This window comes from Pseudomonas sp. B21-054 (assembly GCF_026016345.1).
Classification (GTDB): domain Bacteria; phylum Pseudomonadota; class Gammaproteobacteria; order Pseudomonadales; family Pseudomonadaceae; genus Aquipseudomonas.
Genome location: NZ_CP087204.1, coordinates 2,407,409 through 2,426,194, shown reverse-complemented (window position 1 = coordinate 2,426,194; position 18,786 = coordinate 2,407,409). Strand labels below are relative to the sequence as shown.

Annotated in this window: 22 protein-coding genes; 6 read left to right on the top strand and 16 right to left on the bottom strand. The window is 59.7% G+C overall.

Features of this window, described 5'->3' with window-relative positions; genetic code table 11:
* Position 1: 1 nt before the first annotated feature.
* Together infC and thrS are read right to left on the bottom strand one after the other, a co-directional pair.
* Complete coding sequence (infC, locus tag LOY70_RS10910) at positions 2-553, bottom strand: translation initiation factor IF-3 (protein ID WP_169432615.1); 552 nt, start codon at positions 551-553, stop codon at positions 2-4.
* The gene (gene thrS, locus LOY70_RS10905; RefSeq protein WP_003203626.1) at positions 553-2,475 is read right to left on the bottom strand and encodes a threonine--tRNA ligase; all 1,923 of its coding nucleotides are present in this window, start codon (positions 2,473-2,475) and stop codon (positions 553-555) included. Before thrS ends, infC begins: the two co-directional genes overlap by 1 nt.
* 374 nt (positions 2,476-2,849) lie before the next feature.
* Between thrS and LOY70_RS10900 the strand changes: the two genes are divergently transcribed.
* Entirely contained in the window at positions 2,850-3,152 is a 303-nt protein-coding gene (locus LOY70_RS10900; protein WP_265036204.1) for a hypothetical protein, read from the top strand.
* A 289-nt stretch (positions 3,153-3,441) separates the two neighbouring features.
* A complete protein-coding gene (locus LOY70_RS10895) occupies positions 3,442-3,654 on the top strand; it encodes a cold-shock protein (RefSeq protein WP_003179963.1) in 213 nt (70 codons plus the stop codon).
* 69 nt (positions 3,655-3,723) lie between these two features.
* Here LOY70_RS10895 and LOY70_RS10890 read toward each other — a convergent pair whose 3' ends face one another.
* Positions 3,724-4,041, bottom strand: coding sequence for an I78 family peptidase inhibitor (locus tag LOY70_RS10890; RefSeq protein WP_123414338.1), 318 nt, complete (start codon positions 4,039-4,041; stop codon positions 3,724-3,726).
* 163 nt (positions 4,042-4,204) lie between these two features.
* Positions 4,205-4,510 carry a hypothetical protein gene (locus LOY70_RS10885; RefSeq protein ID WP_265036201.1) on the bottom strand — a complete coding sequence of 102 codons (306 nt, stop codon included), beginning with the start codon at positions 4,508-4,510 and terminating at the stop codon, positions 4,205-4,207.
* Between the two features lie 132 nt (positions 4,511-4,642).
* On the opposite strand from LOY70_RS10885, the gene LOY70_RS10880 reads away from it, so the two are divergent.
* Positions 4,643-4,840, top strand: coding sequence for a hypothetical protein (locus tag LOY70_RS10880; protein WP_123341825.1), 198 nt, complete (start codon positions 4,643-4,645; stop codon positions 4,838-4,840).
* A 45-nt stretch (positions 4,841-4,885) separates the two neighbouring features.
* On the opposite strand, the gene LOY70_RS10875 is transcribed toward LOY70_RS10880, so the two are convergent.
* The 8 genes from LOY70_RS10875 to LOY70_RS10840 form a co-directional block, all read right to left on the bottom strand.
* Positions 4,886-5,914, bottom strand: a complete 1,029-nt coding sequence (locus LOY70_RS10875; RefSeq protein ID WP_123341826.1) for a nucleoside hydrolase — start codon at positions 5,912-5,914, stop codon at positions 4,886-4,888.
* 29 nt (positions 5,915-5,943) lie between these two features.
* Positions 5,944-6,348, bottom strand: a complete 405-nt coding sequence (rbsD, locus tag LOY70_RS10870) for a D-ribose pyranase (protein WP_123414340.1) — start codon at positions 6,346-6,348, stop codon at positions 5,944-5,946.
* On the bottom strand, positions 6,345-7,259 hold the full coding sequence (gene rbsK / locus LOY70_RS10865; RefSeq protein WP_265036196.1) for a ribokinase: 915 nt from the start codon (positions 7,257-7,259) through the stop codon (positions 6,345-6,347). The genes rbsD and rbsK overlap by 4 nt, the downstream gene beginning before the upstream one ends.
* A gap of 23 nt (positions 7,260-7,282) precedes the next feature.
* A complete protein-coding gene (locus LOY70_RS10860; protein WP_265036194.1) occupies positions 7,283-8,302 on the bottom strand; it encodes a LacI family DNA-binding transcriptional regulator in 1,020 nt (339 codons plus the stop codon).
* A gap of 3 nt (positions 8,303-8,305) precedes the next feature.
* Complete coding sequence (locus LOY70_RS10855; RefSeq protein WP_025212914.1) at positions 8,306-9,283, bottom strand: ABC transporter permease; 978 nt, start codon at positions 9,281-9,283, stop codon at positions 8,306-8,308.
* Complete coding sequence (locus LOY70_RS10850; protein WP_265036191.1) at positions 9,280-10,833, bottom strand: sugar ABC transporter ATP-binding protein; 1,554 nt, start codon at positions 10,831-10,833, stop codon at positions 9,280-9,282. Before LOY70_RS10850 ends, LOY70_RS10855 begins: the two co-directional genes overlap by 4 nt.
* 58 nt (positions 10,834-10,891) lie before the next feature.
* On the bottom strand, positions 10,892-11,848 hold the full coding sequence (locus LOY70_RS10845) for a sugar ABC transporter substrate-binding protein (RefSeq protein WP_025212912.1): 957 nt from the start codon (positions 11,846-11,848) through the stop codon (positions 10,892-10,894).
* A gap of 135 nt (positions 11,849-11,983) precedes the next feature.
* Entirely contained in the window at positions 11,984-12,436 is a 453-nt protein-coding gene (locus LOY70_RS10840; protein WP_265036188.1) for a hypothetical protein, read from the bottom strand.
* A gap of 205 nt (positions 12,437-12,641) precedes the next feature.
* Between LOY70_RS10840 and LOY70_RS10835 the strand changes: the two genes are divergently transcribed.
* Both LOY70_RS10835 and LOY70_RS10830 read left to right on the top strand, forming a co-directional pair.
* A complete protein-coding gene (locus LOY70_RS10835) occupies positions 12,642-12,941 on the top strand; it encodes a DUF1654 domain-containing protein (protein ID WP_053121397.1) in 300 nt (99 codons plus the stop codon).
* Between the two features lie 5 nt (positions 12,942-12,946).
* Positions 12,947-13,636, top strand: coding sequence for an endonuclease (locus tag LOY70_RS10830; RefSeq protein ID WP_123341833.1), 690 nt, complete (start codon positions 12,947-12,949; stop codon positions 13,634-13,636).
* Positions 13,637-13,791: 155 nt separating this feature from the next.
* Here the strand turns inward: LOY70_RS10830 and LOY70_RS10825 are convergent, their stop codons facing one another.
* The gene (locus tag LOY70_RS10825; protein WP_265036182.1) at positions 13,792-14,157 is read right to left on the bottom strand and encodes an SPOR domain-containing protein; all 366 of its coding nucleotides are present in this window, start codon (positions 14,155-14,157) and stop codon (positions 13,792-13,794) included.
* Positions 14,158-14,405: 248 nt separating this feature from the next.
* On the opposite strand from LOY70_RS10825, the gene csrA reads away from it, so the two are divergent.
* Positions 14,406-14,600 (top strand): carbon storage regulator CsrA, encoded by a 195-nt coding sequence (gene csrA / locus LOY70_RS10820; RefSeq protein ID WP_003179932.1) that lies wholly within the window; start codon positions 14,406-14,408, stop codon positions 14,598-14,600.
* Between the two features lie 198 nt (positions 14,601-14,798).
* On the opposite strand, the gene LOY70_RS10815 is transcribed toward csrA, so the two are convergent.
* From LOY70_RS10815 to LOY70_RS10805, 3 genes are all read right to left on the bottom strand, one after another.
* A complete protein-coding gene (locus LOY70_RS10815; RefSeq protein ID WP_265036180.1) occupies positions 14,799-15,254 on the bottom strand; it encodes a DUF2214 family protein in 456 nt (151 codons plus the stop codon).
* A gap of 198 nt (positions 15,255-15,452) precedes the next feature.
* Positions 15,453-16,835: a cysteine--tRNA ligase gene (gene cysS, locus LOY70_RS10810; protein WP_265036178.1), complete on the bottom strand. Its 1,383-nt coding sequence runs from the start codon at positions 16,833-16,835 to the stop codon at positions 15,453-15,455.
* 20 nt (positions 16,836-16,855) lie between these two features.
* Entirely contained in the window at positions 16,856-18,553 is a 1,698-nt protein-coding gene (locus tag LOY70_RS10805; protein WP_265036176.1) for a glutamine--tRNA ligase/YqeY domain fusion protein, read from the bottom strand.
* Between the last annotated feature and the right edge of the window lie 233 nt (positions 18,554-18,786).

Here is an 18,786-nt window from a genome sequence, read left to right as displayed (position 1 = left end):
ATTACTTCTTCTTTTTCGGGGCGATGACCATGATCAGCTGGCGTCCTTCCATCTTAGGATGCTGTTCGACCGAACCGTACTCGAGCAGGTCTTGTTCAACCCGCTTGAGGAGTTCCATCCCCAGCTCCTGGTGGGCCATCTCACGGCCGCGGAATCGCAAGGATACCTTGGCCCTGTCCCCGTCACTCAGGAAACGTACCAGGTTGCGCAGTTTTACCTGGTAATCCCCTTCCTCCGTCCCTGGACGAAACTTGATTTCTTTTACCTGAATCTGCTTCTGGTTCTTCTTCGCCGCGGCAATCTGCTTCTTCTTTTCGAAGATCGACTTGCCGTAGTCCATCACCCGGCAAACCGGTGGGACTGCGTCTGCGGAAATTTCTACCAGATCAAGCTTGGCTTCTTCAGCAATACGAAGCGCTTCATCAATCGAGACGATGCCAATCTGCTCGCCGTCAGCGCCAATTAACCGAACCTCGCGTGCCGAGATATTCTCGTTGATCGGGGCTTTCGGTGCAGCTCGTTTATCTTGTCTCATTTCACGCTTAATAATAATTACTCCAAATCTGGGCGACCACGCCGGGAAACCGCTTGCGCGAGAAACTCAGCGAATTCGGCGACGGGCATCGAGCCCAGGTCAGCACCTTCACGAGTACGCACAGCGACAGTCTGCATCTCGACCTCCCGATCTCCAATAACCAAGAGAAAGGGAACCTTGAGCAAAGTATGCTCGCGGATTTTAAAGCCGATCTTTTCATTTCTCAAGTCGGACTTGGCACGAAATCCGCTTTGGTTGAGAGTTTTTTCGACTTCGGCGGCAAAATCTGCCTGTTTATCAGTGATATTCATGATCACTGCCTGGGTCGGCGCCAGCCACGCGGGGAACGCACCCTCGTAGTGTTCGATCAGGATCCCGACGAAACGCTCGAACGAACCGAGGATCGCGCGGTGAAGCATGACCGGGTGCTTGCGGCTGTTGTCTTCGGACACGTATTCGGCGCCCAGACGGATCGGCAGGTTGAAATCGAGCTGCAAGGTACCACACTGCCACACGCGACCGAGGCAATCTTTCAGCGAGAATTCAATTTTCGGACCGTAGAAGGCCCCCTCGCCCGGTTGCAGGTCATACGCAAGGCCCGCGCTATCGAGGGCGGCGGCCAGGGCCGCTTCGGCGCGATCCCACAGCTCGTCGGAGCCGACACGTTTTTCCGGACGAGTGGACAGCTTCATCTCGACTTCGGTGAAGCCGAAGTCCCGGTAGACGTCCATGGTCAGCTTGATGAAGGCGGCGGACTCGGCCTGCATCTGCTCTTCGGTGCAGAAAATGTGCGCATCGTCCTGGGTAAACGCACGCACCCGCATGATGCCGTGCAGCGCACCCGATGGCTCGTTACGGTGGCAGGCACCGAACTCGGCCAGGCGCATCGGCAGCTCGCGGTAGCTTTTCAGGCCCTGGTTGAACACCTGCACGTGGCAAGGGCAGTTCATCGGCTTGATGGCGTAGTCGCGGTTTTCCGACTGGGTGGTGAACATGTTGTCGGCGTAGTTGGCCCAGTGCCCGGATTTCTCCCACAGGCTGCGGTCCACCACCTGTGGCGTCTTGATCTCCAGGTAGCCGTTTTCACGCTGGACCTGGCGCATGTACTGCTCAAGCACCTGGTACAGGGTCCAGCCATTGGGGTGCCAGAACACCATGCCCGGAGACTCTTCCTGGGTGTGGAACAGGCCCAGGCGCTTGCCGATCTTGCGGTGATCGCGCTTCTCGGCTTCCTCGATGCGCTGGATGTAGGCCGCCAGTTGTTTCTTGTCGGCCCAGGCGGTGCCATAGACCCGCTGCAACTGCTCGTTCTTCGCATCGCCACGCCAGTAAGCGCCGGACAACTTGGTCAGCTTGAAGGATTTCAGGAAACGCGTGTTCGGCACGTGCGGGCCACGGCACATGTCGACGTATTCTTCATGGTAATACAGGCCCATGGCCTGTTCGTCTGGCATGTCTTCCACCAGACGCAGCTTGTAGTCCTCGCCACGGGCCTTGAACACTTCGATGACTTCGGCGCGCGGGGTGACTTTCTTGATGACGTCGTAATCCTTCTCGATCAGCTGCTGCATGCGCTGTTCGATGGCCGCCATGTCTTCCGGCGTGAAAGGACGCTCGAAGGCGATGTCGTAATAGAAGCCTTCATCGATGACCGGCCCGATGACCATCTTCGCGCTCGGGTACAACTGCTTGACCGCGTGGCCGACCAGGTGCGCGCAAGAGTGGCGAATGATCTCCAGCCCCTCTTCATCCTTTGGCGTGATGATTTGCAGCGTGGCGTCGCTGTCGATGACGTCACTGGCGTCAACCAGTTTGCCGTTGACCTTGCCGGCCAGGGTGGCCTTGGCCAGGCCCGCGCCGATGGATGCGGCGACCTCGGCTACGGAAACCGGGTGATCGAATGAACGTTGACTGCCGTCGGGAAGAGTAATAGTTGGCATGGCGCCTCCTCTCCTAGTGGTGACCCCTACCAAAGGTCACGTGGGTTGGGATGAGCCAGTACAAGATCCAGTCCAGGCCATTCAATGACGAACGCCTGCCTTACAGCGGCAGGAGCCTTGCGGCCAACCGGGAAACCGAACCAGAGTGACTGGGATTCAAATCAGGGTTATTCGAACATTTGCCGCTGCCGGGACCTGTCGTCCTCCGGAGCCTGAAAATACCCGAGCCCGGCATGCTAGCACAGATGAACGGTCATCGATGCACAAGCCTGTCACAGGAAGGCAAATCGTCCGCTTTTATGCCAGAGTGCTGAACTTGATCGGCCCTAGAGCCCTCGAATCACAGAACATCGACCCAGAAGGAGCATCCTCGCATGCGTCTCAATACCCTGTTCGCCTTAGTCGCCCCCCTTGTTCTGCTGCTGCCGTTGAGTGCCCACGCCGACTGGCCGAAGGGCGAGCGAGATAAATACATGGCCCAGTGCACCCAGGCCGCTACCCCACAGATTGGTGCGGCGAAGGCCAAATCCCACTGTGCCTGTGGCGCCGATGCAATCAAGTCCTACCCGGCAAGAGATATCCAGGCACTGATGGACAACAAGGCCACCCCCGAATTGCAGCAAAAAGCCCTTGGCGAGATCGCCAAATGCAAGGCTGATGTGCCCGCGAAAAAGTGAACAACCGGAGTCTTTAATGCCGCCCGGGGCTGAGTAAAAGGCCAAAAAAAGCGCTTTTTCGTACTATTTATGCAGGTTTTACAGCTTTTTTTATCGTCTTTACTTTACGCTGAAAGCCTTTAAAACCGGGCCTTTCAGCGGGTTCAGGCGGTAGAGAAAACACAACTGATTGGCAAACAGTGCGTCCGGGGGGCTCCCAAATCGAACATTTCGACTATGATACCCGGGTGTGCCCAGTTGGCCTGAGCAGCACAGTACACTGAAAATATATGTTTCTTGGAGATACACCATGTCTAATCGCCAAACCGGCACCGTTAAATGGTTCAACGATGAAAAAGGCTTCGGCTTCATCACTCCTCAAGGTGGCGGTGACGACCTGTTCGTACACTTCAAAGCTATCGAAAGCGACGGTTTCAAAAGCCTGAAAGAAGGCCAGACCGTTTCCTTCGTGGCTGAGAAAGGCCAAAAGGGTATGCAAGCTGCACAAGTTCGCCCTGAGTAATTTCTCGGCGCACTAAAAAAACCCCGTCCATGTGACGGGGTTTTTTATGGGAGATTGAAAAACCGACGATCAGCCGCAGTTCACGCGATTGACCACCAGGTTGGCATCGGTGCTGAGATTCAGGCGATCAGAGCGGTACTCAAGCGTCACCATGTCGTTGGGCTTGAGGATCCGGGCATTCTGCGCGCCGGCGCGGGCGCGGGCCTGTTCCAGCAATTGCGGCGAGGCCTGCTTGCCAATGGCGAACTCGGCGGCCTTTGCTTCGCAACGACCACTACCGGTCTCGGTTGCCACGGGGTCAGGGGTCGACTCAGAGGGGCTGCTGCTGCAACCGCTCAAGAACGCAGCGGCCAGCAAAGTACTCAATGACGCGAGCTTCCAAGGCATGAAGCCTCCTTTTTTGATAGATAAACAGAGAGCGTGCGACAGCCCAAACGGCGCTTTGGTTTCAACACCCTGGCCATCAGCCTGCCCTCAACCGGAAACCGGCAGTTTGCCTGAGCCCGCAAGCGGTGTTCAGACATGAATCGTGACTGAATATGAACGGCCGTTAATAAACGTCAATGTAATCATAGGGCGGATTCGGCCAGTTCTCTTTCAGCGCGTTATAGATCTGCGTGACCCAGACCTCGTCGCTGGCAGCGATCCGTCCGACATAACCCGAACCTTTGGCCCACGTTTCAAGCCGAAACAGCAAGCCGTCAATATCGGCGCCTCCTACTACCCCCGAAGACAAGTAGGCGATCCCTCCCTTGGTCACCCGCAATTGGGTGTGCTCGTCATCACTGGCCGACGCCAGCAACTGACGAACCGCTTCCAGGGTCAGCCCGTCAGGCGCGTTCAAATCGATCTGCACGGCAAGGGCTCCTTCAGAAATCCCAAAAAACAAAGTGTCGCACAGCCCTTCCCTGATGCCTAAGTCGCAGTGCCAAAACCTTGGCAAAAATGGTTAACTCAGCCTACAGACCTCCAACTCGCGAGCCCCACCATGAGCACCGTCAGCATCGAAGCCACCATCAATGCCAAATGGTCGGAGGGCCACAGTTCCTATAGCCCGGGCAGCCCGGAGGAACTGGCAATCATCGGTATAGAACTGTTGGTCAAGGAATTGGGGACGGAGGTCGCCCGCAACTTCATCCAGCAGGCATTCGAACGCTACCCGAGCATCATTGATGCCGCGGATTGAAACGCACGCGCCCGCAGATAGCCTGCGAGCGCGCGGCAAGGCCGATTACTTGAGACGCGCCAGACGCTCGGTCAGCAAGTCAAAGAAGCCTTGGGCATCACCGTTTTCCACCCAGAAGGCGTTCTTTGGCGCCTTCAGGCCATCGTACCAATCAACGATGGTCTGGCCGAAAGTCGGGCCCTCGCGACTGTCCACCACGACGTTGACCGAACGCCCGGTAAACAATTGCGGCTTGAGCAGGTAAGCGATCACCGTCGCGTCGTGCACCGGCCCGCCCGTCATGCCGTAGTGTTCCATATCGCCCTTGACGTACTCGTTGAGGATATCGCCCACCAGTTTGCTGGCATTGTTGTTCACCGCGGCGATCTGCTTCAGGCGCGCTTCGCTGGTGAGGACCTTGTGGGTCACATCCAAGGGCAGATACGTCAGCTTCAGGCCGCTTTTGGCGACGATCTCGGCCGCTTGCGGATCGGCAAACAGATTGAATTCCGCCACCGGCGTGATATTGCCACCGTTAAAGTGCGCGCCGCCCATGATCACCACTTCCTTGATGCCCTGGACAATCTCAGGCTCCTGGATCAAAGCCAGGGCCAGGTTGGTCTGCGGGCCGAGCATCGCAATGGTGATGCTGTGGGGCTTGGCGGCCTTGAGCGTTTCGATCAGGTAGTTGACGGCATTACCCTCGGCCAACCCCTTCTTCGGCTCGTGCACGGTGACACCCGACAGGCCTTCCTTGCCATGGATGTTCTCGGCGTAGATGGGTGTGCGCATCAGCGGTTTTGGCGCCCCGGCGTACACCGGCACCTCTTCGCGCCCTGCCCACTCCCGCGCCAGGCGAGCATTGCGGGAGGTCTTGTCCAGGCGCACATTCCCAGCGACGGTGGTCAGCGCACGGATATGCAGCTCTTCAGGGGACGCCAGGGCAAACAGCAAGGCAACCACGTCGTCGGCCCCTGGATCGGTGTCGATGATCAGGTCGATTTTTTCCGCCGCCTGGGCGCTCGTAGCGGTGATCAAGGACAAAAGCAGCAGACTCCGGACCAGTTGATGCATTTTCTGAGCATAGCGGTGCATGGCGCACTCCTTGTGCAAGGTTGACAGGTTTAGAACGTCACTCCAGCGATTAACACGATGTTGCAGTACGGCGAACACTCTCCCGTGCGAATAATCGCCCGGGCTTCACGGCTAAGCCTCTTGAATTGCTCGTGGCTGACCAACGCCCGCGTCCCCAGCGCACCGTCGGCATGCAGCGCCTCCAGTGTCGTCAGGGCCGACGGTTGTTTATCGAAGATTTCCTCAGCCAGCACATGGCTTTCCACCTGCATTTCGCTGAGTACCACCTTCAAGGTGCTGACAAAATCGGGAATGCCCTGGGTCAAGGCCAGGTCGATCAACTCGACCTGAGGTGGTACCGGCAGGCCCGCATCCCCGATGACCACTTTATCGCCATGCCCAAGCGAGGCGATCAGTCGTGACAGGGCCACGTTCAACAACGGCGTCTTTTTCATGATTTGAAAGCCTGTACTTCAAGCAAGGTGGGAATGGAGGGCTGCGCCCCCGCACGGGTAACCGATAACGCCGCGGCGACCTGTCCGAAACGAATCGCGTCGACCTCGTTTTGGCCACTGGCCAGGGCTGCCGCGAAGCCGCCGACAAAGGTGTCCCCGGCCGCCGTGGTGTCCACCGCCTTGACCCGGGGGGCCGGGAAGTGTTCGAAGCTCGATCCGTTGGCGAATATCAGCCCCTGGGCACCCAACGTCACGATCACCTTGCCGGCACCGGCGGCGATCAAGTGCGTCGCGGCGGCTTCGGCGGTTTCCAGGGAATCTACCGTCAACCCGCTGAGGACCGCCGCCTCGCTTTCATTGGGAATCAGGTAGTCGACGTAGGCGTACCAGTCGGCGGGCAACGCATGGGAGGCTGGCGCCGGGTTGAGGATGACGGTCTTGCCCAACTCACGGCCCCGCTTGAGGGCGTGACCAACGGTGGCGTCCGGCACTTCGAGCTGACAGATGATGACATCGGCGCCTTGCAGCACTTCATCGACACTGTCGAGGACATCAGGGGTCAGCGCGCCGTTGGCACCGGCGACGATAACGATCGCATTCTGGCTGTTGTCATCGACGACGATCAGCGCGACGCCACTGGAGCCGTCCACGATGCCGACCGCCTGGCAATCGATGCCCTCGGCCAGCAGCGCCCCACGCAATTCCTGGCCATAGGCATCACTGCCCACGCAACCCACCATGGACACCTGCGCGCCCAGGCGCGCAGCGGCCACGGCCTGGTTGGCGCCCTTGCCCCCAGGAATGGTCGAGAACGACTGGCCGATCAGCGTTTCACCGCCCCGGGGCAGACGCGGCGCCCGGGTCACCAGATCCATGTTCAAGCTGCCTACTACCACTACTTTTGCTGGCATACATCACTACTCTTCAATTCGGTTCAGCGGTATTGGGCGAATGCACCGGACAGCGGCGCAGTCGACTCTCGCAAGACAATGCTGGGCGTCACGATGCGCTGGTCGGTGGCAAGCCCCGGCGTAGCAATACGCCGCAGCAGCACTTGCGCCGCCATCTCGCCCAACTGCAGGATCGATTGCCCCACCGTGGTCAACGCCGGGTAGACATAGCGGCTCATTTGAATGTCATCGAAACCAATGACCGACAGTTCGCTGGGCACGCGCACGTTGCGCTCGGCGGCGGCCCGCAGCACACCGATGCCGATCATGTCGTTGGCGGCAAAAATGGCCGTGGGCGGCTGATGCTCAAGCAATTGGGCGGCTGCGCGGTAACCACCAGTACTGGTGAAATCGCTCTCGAGCATGCGCTCGACGGGCAGTTCGATCCCCGCTTCTTTCAAGGCGCGGCAATAACCGGCCAAGCGCATTTGCGCCACGCTGGTGTCGGCCGGACCACCGATAAAGGCGATATCGCGATGGCCCAGCTCCAGCAGGTGCCGGGTCGCCAGGTACGCGCCGTACTCATGGTCGATGCGCACCAGGTCCGCATCAACGCCGTCGAGCCCGCGGTCGACGATGACCATCGGCGTGCGCACATTGGCCAGCCCCTCGGCCAGGCCAACGTCGCCACCGGCAGACGCAACGATCAGGCCGTCGATGCGCTTTTCCAGCAGCACTCGCAGATAACTGCGCTGCTTGTCCGGGTTGTCGTCGGAGTTGCACAGGATCACGCAATAGCCATTGCGCTCACAGTGATCCTCGATCCCCCGGGCCAACTCGGCAAAGTAGGGGTTGAGGCTGTTGGGCACCAGCAGGCCGATGGTCGCCGTGGTCTTGGCCTTGAGCGAGCGGGCCACGGCGCTGGGCACGTAGTCCAGGCGTTCGATCGCGGCCTCGACCTTGAGCCGCACTTCTTCGCTCACCGGCCGCGTCTTGTTCACCACATGGGACACGGTCGTGTAGGAAATCCCCGCAAGCGCCGCCACATCCTTGATCGTCGCCATGGCTCAGGCCCGCCGACTGGCGCGCTGGCTGCGATAGGTATCGAGTACGACCGCCACCACGATCACCGCGCCGGTAATGATGCGCTTGGTCGGCTCGGTGGCGCCGATCTGCGCCAGGCCGGCCGCCAGCACGGAGATGATCAGCACGCCAAAGAAAGTGCTGATGACCGAACCGCGCCCACCCATCAGGCTGGTGCCGCCGATCACCACGGCCGCGATGACTTGCAGTTCGAGCCCCGAGCCGGCGTTCGGATCCGCCGCCTCCAGGCGGGAAATCTGAAACAGCGCCGCCACGCCCGCCAGCAAGCCCATCAGACTGAAGACCAGGATCTTGTAGGGCTTGGGGTTGATACCCGCCAGACGCACGGCCTCTTCGTTGGTGCCAATGCCGATCAAGTAGCGACCAAACACCGTACGGGTCAGCACCGCCTGGGCAATGAAGATCACCAGCAGGGCAATGATGAACGAAGGCGAAATGCCGAAGGCAATCGGATTGGACAGCCAGGCGAAGGAATCACCGATGTAGGCCGTGCGCGAGCCCGTCATCTGGTACGCCAGGCCCCGGGCCATTTCCAGCACGCCAAGGGAAACGATGAACGAGGGAATTCGCCACGCCACGGTAATCGAACCGGTGACGGTACCCGCCAGCGCCGCCACGGCCATGCCGAGCAACGCCGATGGCCAGACGCTCCAGCCCCAGCCGAGGATGGCAACACTGACGGTCGATGCCGCGAGCGCCAGCACCGACCCTACCGACAGGTCGATGCCGCCAATGATCAGGATGAAGGTCATGCCGACCGCCAGCACCATGAGGTCTGGAATCTGGTTGGCCAAGGTGCTGAAAGTATCGTAGGAAAGGAAATGGCTGCTCAGGACCGAGAACAGCGCAACCATCGCCAGCAGCGCGCCAGCCAGGCCCAGGTAAGTGCCCAGGCCATAGAAGTTGCCATTCGATTTAGCGACGGCAGATGCGGTTTTCATGGAAGATCCCTAGGCGCTGCTTCGTTGAGCAACGCATCACGTTTCTGGTAGCCGGCGAATGCGGCGGCAAGCAAGTCATCCTGGGTCCAGCTGTCGCGCTCGAAAGTGTCGATCAGGCGCCCGGCGGACAGCACGCCGATCCGGTCGCAGATCAGCATCAATTCCCGCAGGTCACTGGACACCACGACCAGCGCCTTGCCCTGGCGAGTCAACTCGCCGAGCAGCGCATAAATGTCGAATTTGGCGCCGACGTCGATGCCACGGGTCGGCTCGTCGAACAGCAGCACCGAGCAATCGCGTTCGAGCCAGCGACCGATCACGACTTTCTGCTGGTTGCCGCCCGACAACTCGGACACCAATTGGGTCGGGCTGGAACTGCGGATGCGCATGGCGTCGATCTGCCGCTGCGCCAATGCATGCTCTTGGCTGCCATTGACGAAACCGGCGTTGGAAATCTCCGGCATGTTGCCCAGGGCAATGTTGGCCGCGATGGATTGCGTCAGCAGCAGGCCTTCGCCCTTGCGGTCCTCGGTAATCAACGCGATACCGTGGGCCACCGCATCGGCCGGGGAGCGAATGCTCACGACATTGGCCGGCGAGCCCAGCGCCACGGTGCCACTGTCGGCCGCATCGGCGCCGAAGATCAGCCGCAGCAGTTCAGTGCGCCCTGCCCCGATCAGGCCGGAGATACCGAAGATCTCACCGCTGCGCACTTCGAAGGACACATCGCGGACCTTGTCAGAACGGCTCAGGCCTTTAACGGTCAGGGCCGGCGCGCCGATCTGGCGCGGGCCGAGATCGATGTGCTCGCCCAGCTCCCGGCCGACCATCAGCGTCACCAGTTGCTCGCTGTTGTAGTTGGCCATCGGCTCGACGCAGACCAGGTTGCCGTCGCGCAGTACCGCAATGCGCTGGGCCACCCGCGCCAATTCTTCGAGGCGATGGGAAATGTAGATGATCGACACGCCCCGGGCCTGCAGGCGGGTGATCTGCTCGAAGAGCATCTCGACTTCGCGGGCCGTGAGCATGGCGGTCGGCTCATCGAGAATCAGCACATGGCAATCGCCGATCAGGTTGCGGGCGATCTCGACCATCTGCTGATGACCGATACCCAGCTCACCCACCAGGGTGTCGGGATCGATCGCATCGAGCCCCACCTGGGCCATGGCCTCGATCGCCGCCCTGCGCAACTGCTTGCGGCTGATCCAACCGCCGCGGCTGGGCAGGTTGTCGAGAAACAGGTTCTCGGCCACGGAAAGGGTCGGCAACAGGTTGAGCTCTTGCATCACCATGCGCACGCCCAGTTCTTCAGCCTGGGTACGGCTGCCGGGACGATAATCCTGTCCTTGGAACTGCATCTGCCCGGTGGTCGGCGTCACCAACCCACCGATGATCTTGGACAAGGTGCTTTTACCAGCGCCATTTTCGCCGGTCAGCGCCAGCACTTCACCGCGCATCAACGTCAGGTCGATGCCGGTCAGTACCGGCTGGGCATAGGTCTTGCCGATGCCGCTGACAGACAGGACAGCGTTCGGGTCGAAAACGGACATAAAAAAACTCTCCATGCGCTCGCCCGAATGGGCGAGCACCGTTGTGTCGCCAGGATAACTACTTGGTCACCAGCTCGACCGGAGTTTCGATAACACCGTTGGCACCGTTGTCGACTTTTTCTTTCTTGAGGATTTTCAGCGCCGTCTCGATGCCAAATACCGCTTGCTTGGCAGCGAACTGGTCGGCGGTCGCCAGGACACGACCGTCCTTGAGCATGGGCTTGATCGCATTGATGTTGTCGTAGCCGACCACTTGCACCTTGCCCGCCTTGCCGGCAGCCCGTACGGCCGAGACCGCGCCAACCGCCATGCTGTCGTTGCCGGCCAGCAGAGCCTTGATGTTCGGGTATTCGCTGAGCATCGACGCGGCAACCTGGTTGCCCTTGTTGATTTCCCAGTCGCCGGATTGCAGGGAGACGACCTTGATTTGCGCCGCTTCCATCGCATCCTTGAAGCCGGCGGTCCGCGCCTGGGCGTTGGTGGTGGTAGACACGCCTTCGATGATGCCGACTTCGTCACCGGCCTTGAGCTGCTTGGCCAGGTATTCACCCACCAGTCGCGCGCCCTTGCGGTTGTCAGGGCCTACGAACGGAACGTTGATGTTCTTGCTCTTGACCACGGCCGGGTCGAGTTGGTTATCGATGTTGATCACGGTGATGCCGGCATCGACGGCTTTCTTGATCACCGGCACCATGGCCTTGGAATCGGCAGGCGCAATGATGAGGGCGTCAACCTTGGACACGATCATCTGCTCGACGATACGGATCTGGTTGGCGGTGTCGGTTTCATCCTTGATCCCGTTGGAGATCAGGTCGAAATCGGCGGAGTGTTCCTTCTGGTAAGCCTTGGCGCCGTCTTCCATGGTCAGGAAGAATTCGTTGGCCAGGGATTTCATGACCAGGGCGACCTTGGGTTTTTCAGCGGTCTGGGCGAATGCCGAGGAGATAGGCAGCGCAGCGGATGCGGCCGCGAGCATGGCGACAGCGAGAAGACGTCCAGCGAATGGCAACTTCATGGGTTCACTCCGATCTTATGATTATTGTGAGCAAATCAATGCACGGAACGCCGCGCAAACGTTTGCGTGAAGTGAACTATGGTAAGGCTTCGCGGATTTGTCAACGTTGCGGTTTCACCCGCAACGTTGAAGACGTCAGGCCGTCGTGTTGACCACCGAGCCGGAACTTGAGCCCTTCGCCAGCTCCGTGACCAAATGGCCGGTGACCTCCAGCAGCGCGCCGCTGGTGTCGGCAATCTGGCCTTGGACTGCCATGACTGCCGAGGTCTTGGCTTCCTCCGTTGGATAGTTACGCCCCTGGGCGGCGGCCAGTTGTTGTTGCTGCTCCCTGAGCTGCTGCTGAAGCTCTTGCATCCGCTTGAGCAGCACCTGGACCGCCACGCTCTGGGTGCTACCGCCCTCCTGCGCCTGGTCGGTTGCTTCAGCGCCAGCGCCCATGCCCGTGCGGACCTTGCCCGAGGCTTGCGTTGTACCCAGGGCCTCATCGGCGGCCTGGTCTTCTGCCTCGCTCAAAGCCTTCAGGGTGGCGGCGGATTTTCCGCCGATGGTCACCGCTGCCGCATTGGGAAAGCCGATGGAAAACGACATGTCAAAACTCCATGAAGGGGGATTCCTACGAAGGACATCGCCCGCCGAAGCACTTTCTTTAGCGCCCGATGAAATCAGTCAATAGCTTCGCCACCTTGAGCGGGTAACACCTGTTTACGCAAGCCGATAAAAAATTCCTTTCTCCTACACCAAAACGAAAAAAGTGCTGTCAGACGATCTTCTTGAATTTTAAGTAGTTGCGTAAATGCCTACGGTTAAATACTGTATGCCCGTACAGCTTAATAAGGATAATCCTGTGGCCACCCCCTCCGCTGCAACCACCCCCTTAGATTCCTATACGCGACTCGGCCTCCGGGTCTCGAAAATCATCAACGCCCCTACCGCGCAAAAAGCCAAGGCCGCCCTGATCTTCCGTCTGCCCGACGAACCGGTGGATGAGTGGGAGCGCCTCCTGGAAGAAATCGACGAGAACGACAACGTGACCCTCGCCTATCGCGACGATGGTGGTGTGCAGGTTTTCTGGGTTGTGCCGAAGGAAGATTGAGCCTGATGAGTGTTCGCTGTTTAGCTTTTTTGCTTGTGTTCATCGCCATGGGCGCACAGGCCGGTGCCCCGCGCACCTTCAACGAAGCCAAGAAAGTCGCCTGGAAACTCTATGCCCCGCAATCCACCGAGTTTTACTGTGGCTGCAAATACACCGGCAATCGCGTGAACCTGGCCGCCTGCGGTTACGTACCGCGCAAGAATGCCAGCCGTGCCGCGCGCATCGAGTGGGAGCATATCGTCCCGGCCTGGCAGATCGGTCATCAGCGTCAATGCTGGCAACAAGGCGGTCGCAAGAACTGCACCCGCTATGATCCAGTCTATCAACGAGCCGAGGCCGACCTGCACAACCTGGTGCCGAGCATCGGGGAAGTGAATGGTGATCGCAGCAATTTCAGTTTCGGCTGGCTGCCGGAGCAAAAGGGCCAATACGGCTCATGCCTGACCCAGGTGGATTTCAAGGCCAAGAAGGTCATGCCTCGCCCCTCCATCCGGGGGATGATCGCCCGGACCTATTTCTACATGAGCAAGCAATATGGCCTGCGCCTGTCGAAACAGGACCGACGCCTGTATGAAGCCTGGGACAAGACCTACCCGGTCGAAAGCTGGGAACGTCAGCGCAACCAGAGCGTGGCGTGCGTCATGGGACGTGGGAACGAGTTCGTCGGACCGGTGGACATGAAAGCCTGCGGTTGACCTCGCACTTGTGAACAGCACAGAACCAACTGTGGGAGCGAGCTTGCTCGCGATAGCGGTGGATCAGCCAGCATTGATGTGGACTGACATGCCCCTATCGCGAGCAAGCTCGCTCCCACAGGTTTTGTGCTCTGACTGACTTTTGGGCTGCCTGATTATCGGGCCGTCGGGTAATCCACCACCAACGTCTCGATGTTGCGTTTCTTCGCCCGGACCAGGGCGGCCGTGACCTGTTCCTGCTTGGCTTGGGCCTCGGCCTCGGAGCTGAAAGGACCGACCAGGACGCGCTCCTTGCCATTCTCCCGCACCACGTTCGACATGAAGCTGTGTTCGATGAGCCAACCGGTCAGGTCGCTGACAGCCTGCGGTGTCTCGCCACGAACCTCGACGGCCCACTGCGGCGCGGCAGCGACGGACGGGGCGGAGGTGGCGGCGGGTTTCGGCTTCGGTGCTTCGACATCACGTCCCTCACCACACCCCGCCAGTACCAATACCGCGATAACCCAAGCCAATTTGCGCACAACGTTTCCCCTGTGAAGACATGAGGCGCGGATTTTAACACTCACATCCACCAAGAACGCCGCAAACAGTGCTTAAAACAAGAGAATCCTGCCCGGCGTCTCTGTATAGTCGCACCCTGGGAATTAATGCTGCGTCTGCGCGTCAGAAAGAGGCACCCACATTGTGACACTTAGCACTAATCTATAAGCAGTACCGACATCTGCACTGTCTGAATCAGGTGCCCTATAAAGTAATCAAGGAGAACACCATGCTGATACTCACCCGCAAAGTCGGTGAAAGCATAAACATTGGTGACGACATCACGATCACCATTCTGGGCGTTAGCGGCCAACAAGTCCGGATCGGCATCAACGCCCCGAAAAACGTTGCGGTGCATCGTGAAGAGATTTATCAGCGTATTCAGGCAGGCCTTACCGCCCCTGACAAACCGCAAACTCCCTGAGCCTTGCTGCAGTCCGTAGCCAGCCCGTTTGCATCGCCGCAATGGCTGGCTAAAGATTCAGGTCGCCCGCACCTTACCCTGCTCCACCCTGCCGTTGATTCTTCGTCCAGCCCGTGAAACCGATACTAATGGCATGGCTAGTAGCATGGCTGTCAGACGTTTCGTTTTAATGGCAACGAAGCAGGCGTACGTGACCGGTCAGCCCAAGCTCACGCCACGGGCCATGCCCGTGGCGGCAATCATCATCAATACCAGCAGCAAAGCTTCGATGTGGCTGATCCGGGCAAACCGGCCGGCCCTTGAAGGATCAATCGACGCGCCCTTGCCCAACGCGATCCGCCATTTGATCAAGGTGATCATTGGCGCGATTTCAAGCAGCAGGATCAGCAGGAACAAGGTCATCTTCAGATGAAACAGGGGTTGGTGCAGGTAATAGTCCGAGCCCTTTTCGAACCCACCGAAAGCCCGAATCCCACCGGTCACCAGCAGCACCAGCGCCGACAGCCCCCACACATTGTCCGCCACCAACACGTTTCGAACCGCGTCCATCCCACCCGCCAGGCGCCCAAACGCCGTGCCGCGCGTGAGCACCGCCCAGAACCCGAGGGCGAACGCCAGAAGATGAATGGCCGCCAGAGACCAATGAGCCAACATGGAAGCACCCTGTCAGAGAACGTCGAATCGACCTGACAGTACTAGCTCATAAAAGAATGATTGCCAGGCTGAGCACAAAAAATTGTGGGAGCGAGCTTGCTCGCGATGGCGGTGTATCAGTCGACAAACATGTTGCCTGACACTCCGCTATCGCGAGCAAGCTCGCTCCCACAGGGGGATTGTGCGCGCTAAGAAATCTCAGTCCGCCAATCGCCAGGTCGTCCCGCCCTTCCCGTCTTCCAGCACCACGCCCATGGCGGTGAGCTGGTCGCGGATGCGGTCGGATTCGGCCCAGTCCTTGTTGGCCCGTGCGGTCAGGCGCGCCTGGATCAAGGCCTCGACCTCGGCGGCATCCACACGGCCTTCGGCACCGGCTTGCAGGAAGTCGTCAGCCTCGAGCTGCAAGACACCCAGTACGCTGGCCAATTCCTTCAGGCGCGCCGCCAGGCCTGCCGCGGCATTGAGATCGCTCTCACGCAGGCGGTTGATCTCGCGCACCATCTCGAACAGCACCGCGCACGCTTCCGGCGTGCCGAAGTCGTCGTTCATCACTTCGGTAAACCGTGCAACGAACGCTTCGCCGCCGGCAGGCGCTACGCTCGGCAGGCCTTTCAACGCGTGATAGAAACGCTCCAGGGCACCCTTGGCGTCCTTGAGGTTATCTTCCGAGTAGTTGATGGCGCTGCGGTAGTGGCTCGACACCAGCAGGTAACGCACGACTTCAGGGTGGTACTTGTCGAGCACGTCGCGGATGGTGAAGAAGTTGTTCAAGGACTTGGACATCTTCTCGCCGTTGATCCGGATCATGCCGCAGTGCATCCACGCATTGGCGTAGGTCTTGCCGGTGGCGGCTTCGCTCTGGGCGATTTCGTTTTCGTGGTGCGGGAATTCCAGGTCACTGCCGCCACCATGAATGTCGAAGGTCTCGCCCAGGCAGCAGGTGGACATCACCGAGCATTCGATGTGCCAGCCCGGACGCCCGGCGCCCCATGGCGATTCCCAGCTCGGCTCACCCGGCTTGGCGGCTTTCCATAGCACGAAGTCCAGCGGGTCCTGTTTCGACTCGTCGACTTCGATGCGTGCGCCGATGCGCAGGTCTTCGATCTTCTTGCGCGACAGCTTGCCGTAGCCCATGAACTTGGCGACGCGGTAGTACACGTCGCCATTGCCCGGCGCGTAGGCATAGCCCTTGTCAATCAAGGTCTGGATCATGCTCAGCATGCCAGGGATGTGGTCCGTGGCACGGGGCTCCAGGTCCGGCTTGAGGATATTGAGGCGCGCCTCATCCTCGTGCATGGCCTTGATCATGCGCTCGGTCAGCGCATCGTAAGGCTCGCCGTTTTCGCGGGCACGGTTGATGATTTTGTCTTCGATGTCGGTGATGTTGCGCACGTAGGTCAGGTCATAACCGCTGAACCGCAGCCAGCGGGTCACCAGGTCGAAGGCGACCATGCTGCGACCGTGACCAATGTGGCAGTAGTCGTACACGGTCATGCCGCAGACGTACATGCGCACCTTGTTGCCATCCAGCGGCTTGAAGACTTCTTTGCTCTTGGTGAGCGTGTTGTAGATCGTAAGCACGGTGTTTCCTTAAGACTTGATCACTGGCCCCACGAATCACGCAGGGTCACGGTACGGTTGAATACCGGCTGACCTGGTTTCGAGTCCTTGATATCCGCGACGAAGTAGCCTTCGCGCTCGAACTGGAAACGGTCTTCCGGCTGTGCATTGCCCAGCGAGGGTTCAGCACGACAACCGGTCAGCACTTGCAGTGAGTCAGGGTTGATGTTGTCCAGGAAACTCGCGCTGTCTTCGGCCTTCTCCGGGTTCGGAGAGCGGAACAGGCGATCGTACAGACGCACTTCGCACTCGACGCTGGCAGCGGCCGGCACCCAGTGGATCACGCCCTTGACCTTGCGACCTTCAGGGTTCTTGCCCAGGGTGTCGGGATCGTACGAGCAACGCAGCTCGACGATGTTGCCGTCGGCGTCCTTGATCGCTTCGTCGGCGCGGATCACGTAGCTGCCGCGCAGGCGCACTTCGCCAGTAGGCTCCAGGCGCTTGTAGCCTTTCGGCGGCTCTTCCATGAAGTCATCACGGTCGATATAGATTTCCCGGGCGAACGGCAGGACACGCACGCCCATGTCTTCTTTCGGGTGGCGCGGCAGTTCGAGATTCTCGAACTGGCCTTCCGGGTAGTTGGTGATGACGACTTTCAGCGGACGCAGCACGCACATGGCACGCGGGGCGCTGTGGTCGAGGTCGTCACGGATGCTGAATTCCAGCATGCCGAAGTCCACCACGCCATCGGAACGGTTGGTGCCGACCATCTCGCAGAAGTTACGGATCGATTTCGGCGTGTAGCCACGACGACGGAAGCCCGACAGCGTCGACATGCGCGGGTCGTCCCAGCCGTTGACGTGCTTCTCGTCCACCAGTTGCTTGAGCTTGCGCTTGCTGGTGATGGTGTAGTTCAGGTTCAGGCGGCTGAACTCGTACTGGCGCGGGTGAGCCGGCACGGGCAAGTGTTCGAGGAACCACTCGTATAGCGGACGGTGGCTTTCGAACTCCAGGGTGCAGATCGAGTGGGTGATGCCTTCGATGGCGTCCGACTGACCGTGGGTGAAGTCATAGTTCGGGTAGATGCACCACTTGTCACCGGTCTGGTGGTGATGGGCGTGGCGGATGCGGTACATGATCGGGTCGCGCAGGTTCATGTTCGGCGAGGCCATGTCGATCTTGGCCCGCAGCACCCGTGCGCCGTCGGGGAATTCGCCGGCACGCATGCGGGCGAACAGGTCCAGGTTCTCTTCGACGCTGCGATCCCGGAACGGGCTGTTCTTGCCCGGCTCGGTCAGGCTGCCACGGTATTCCTTGGCCTGCTCGGGGGTCAGGTCGCACACATAGGCGTTGCCGGCCTTGATCAGCTCCACGGCCCAGTCGTGCAACTGGTCGAAATATTGCGAGGCGTAGCGCACCTCACCGGACCATTGGAAACCCAGCCACTTGACGTCGCTTTCGATCGCGTCGATGTATTCCTGGTCTTCCTTGGCCGGGTTGGTGTCGTCGAAACGCAGGTGCGTGACGCCGCCGAACTCCTGGGCCAGGCCGAAATTCACGCAGATCGACTTGGCATGGCCGATGTGCAGGTAACCGTTGGGTTCCGGCGGGAAGCGAGTGACGATCTGTGTGTGCTTACCCGAATCCAGGTCCGCCTGGATGATCGGGCGCAGGAAGTTGACCGGCACGGCCGGGCCGGTCTTGGAATTCGAGGTAGGGTCGACAGTGGGCTTGCTCATAGGATCCTTGAACAGACAAGTGCGCGGCCGGGTGCGGCCTGATAAATCAAAGCCCCTATCATAGCCGATGCTGTCAAGCCGCTGACAGGCCAGGCCGGTAAACGATTGAATTTAATCGACGACCAGATGAAAAACAGCCTCGAAATTCGTGCCTGGCGCGCTAAACTGCCCAACCTGGCCGATTGCAGCCAGACCGGTTGCGGGCGTTCGCGCCCCGAAGCCCACGAATTTCT

Coding starts and splice junctions, on each gene's coding strand:
- thrS (WP_003203626.1), bottom strand. CDS start 2,475: ATGCCAACTATTACTCTTCCCGACGGCAGTCAACGTTCATTCGATCAC.
- LOY70_RS10900 (WP_265036204.1), top strand. CDS start 2,850: ATGCGTCTCAATACCCTGTTCGCCTTAGTCGCCCCCCTTGTTCTGCTG.
- LOY70_RS10895 (WP_003179963.1), top strand. CDS start 3,442: ATGTCTAATCGCCAAACCGGCACCGTTAAATGGTTCAACGATGAAAAA.
- LOY70_RS10890 (WP_123414338.1), bottom strand. CDS start 4,041: ATGCCTTGGAAGCTCGCGTCATTGAGTACTTTGCTGGCCGCTGCGTTC.
- LOY70_RS10880 (WP_123341825.1), top strand. CDS start 4,643: ATGAGCACCGTCAGCATCGAAGCCACCATCAATGCCAAATGGTCGGAG.
- LOY70_RS10875 (WP_123341826.1), bottom strand. CDS start 5,914: ATGCACCGCTATGCTCAGAAAATGCATCAACTGGTCCGGAGTCTGCTG.
- rbsD (WP_123414340.1), bottom strand. CDS start 6,348: ATGAAAAAGACGCCGTTGTTGAACGTGGCCCTGTCACGACTGATCGCC.
- rbsK (WP_265036196.1), bottom strand. CDS start 7,259: ATGCCAGCAAAAGTAGTGGTAGTAGGCAGCTTGAACATGGATCTGGTG.
- LOY70_RS10860 (WP_265036194.1), bottom strand. CDS start 8,302: ATGGCGACGATCAAGGATGTGGCGGCGCTTGCGGGGATTTCCTACACG.
- LOY70_RS10855 (WP_025212914.1), bottom strand. CDS start 9,283: ATGAAAACCGCATCTGCCGTCGCTAAATCGAATGGCAACTTCTATGGC.
- LOY70_RS10850 (WP_265036191.1), bottom strand. CDS start 10,833: ATGTCCGTTTTCGACCCGAACGCTGTCCTGTCTGTCAGCGGCATCGGC.
- LOY70_RS10845 (WP_025212912.1), bottom strand. CDS start 11,848: ATGAAGTTGCCATTCGCTGGACGTCTTCTCGCTGTCGCCATGCTCGCG.
- LOY70_RS10840 (WP_265036188.1), bottom strand. CDS start 12,436: ATGTCGTTTTCCATCGGCTTTCCCAATGCGGCAGCGGTGACCATCGGC.
- LOY70_RS10835 (WP_053121397.1), top strand. CDS start 12,642: ATGCCTACGGTTAAATACTGTATGCCCGTACAGCTTAATAAGGATAAT.
- LOY70_RS10830 (WP_123341833.1), top strand. CDS start 12,947: ATGAGTGTTCGCTGTTTAGCTTTTTTGCTTGTGTTCATCGCCATGGGC.
- csrA (WP_003179932.1), top strand. CDS start 14,406: ATGCTGATACTCACCCGCAAAGTCGGTGAAAGCATAAACATTGGTGAC.
- LOY70_RS10815 (WP_265036180.1), bottom strand. CDS start 15,254: ATGTTGGCTCATTGGTCTCTGGCGGCCATTCATCTTCTGGCGTTCGCC.
- LOY70_RS10805 (WP_265036176.1), bottom strand. CDS start 18,553: ATGAGCAAGCCCACTGTCGACCCTACCTCGAATTCCAAGACCGGCCCG.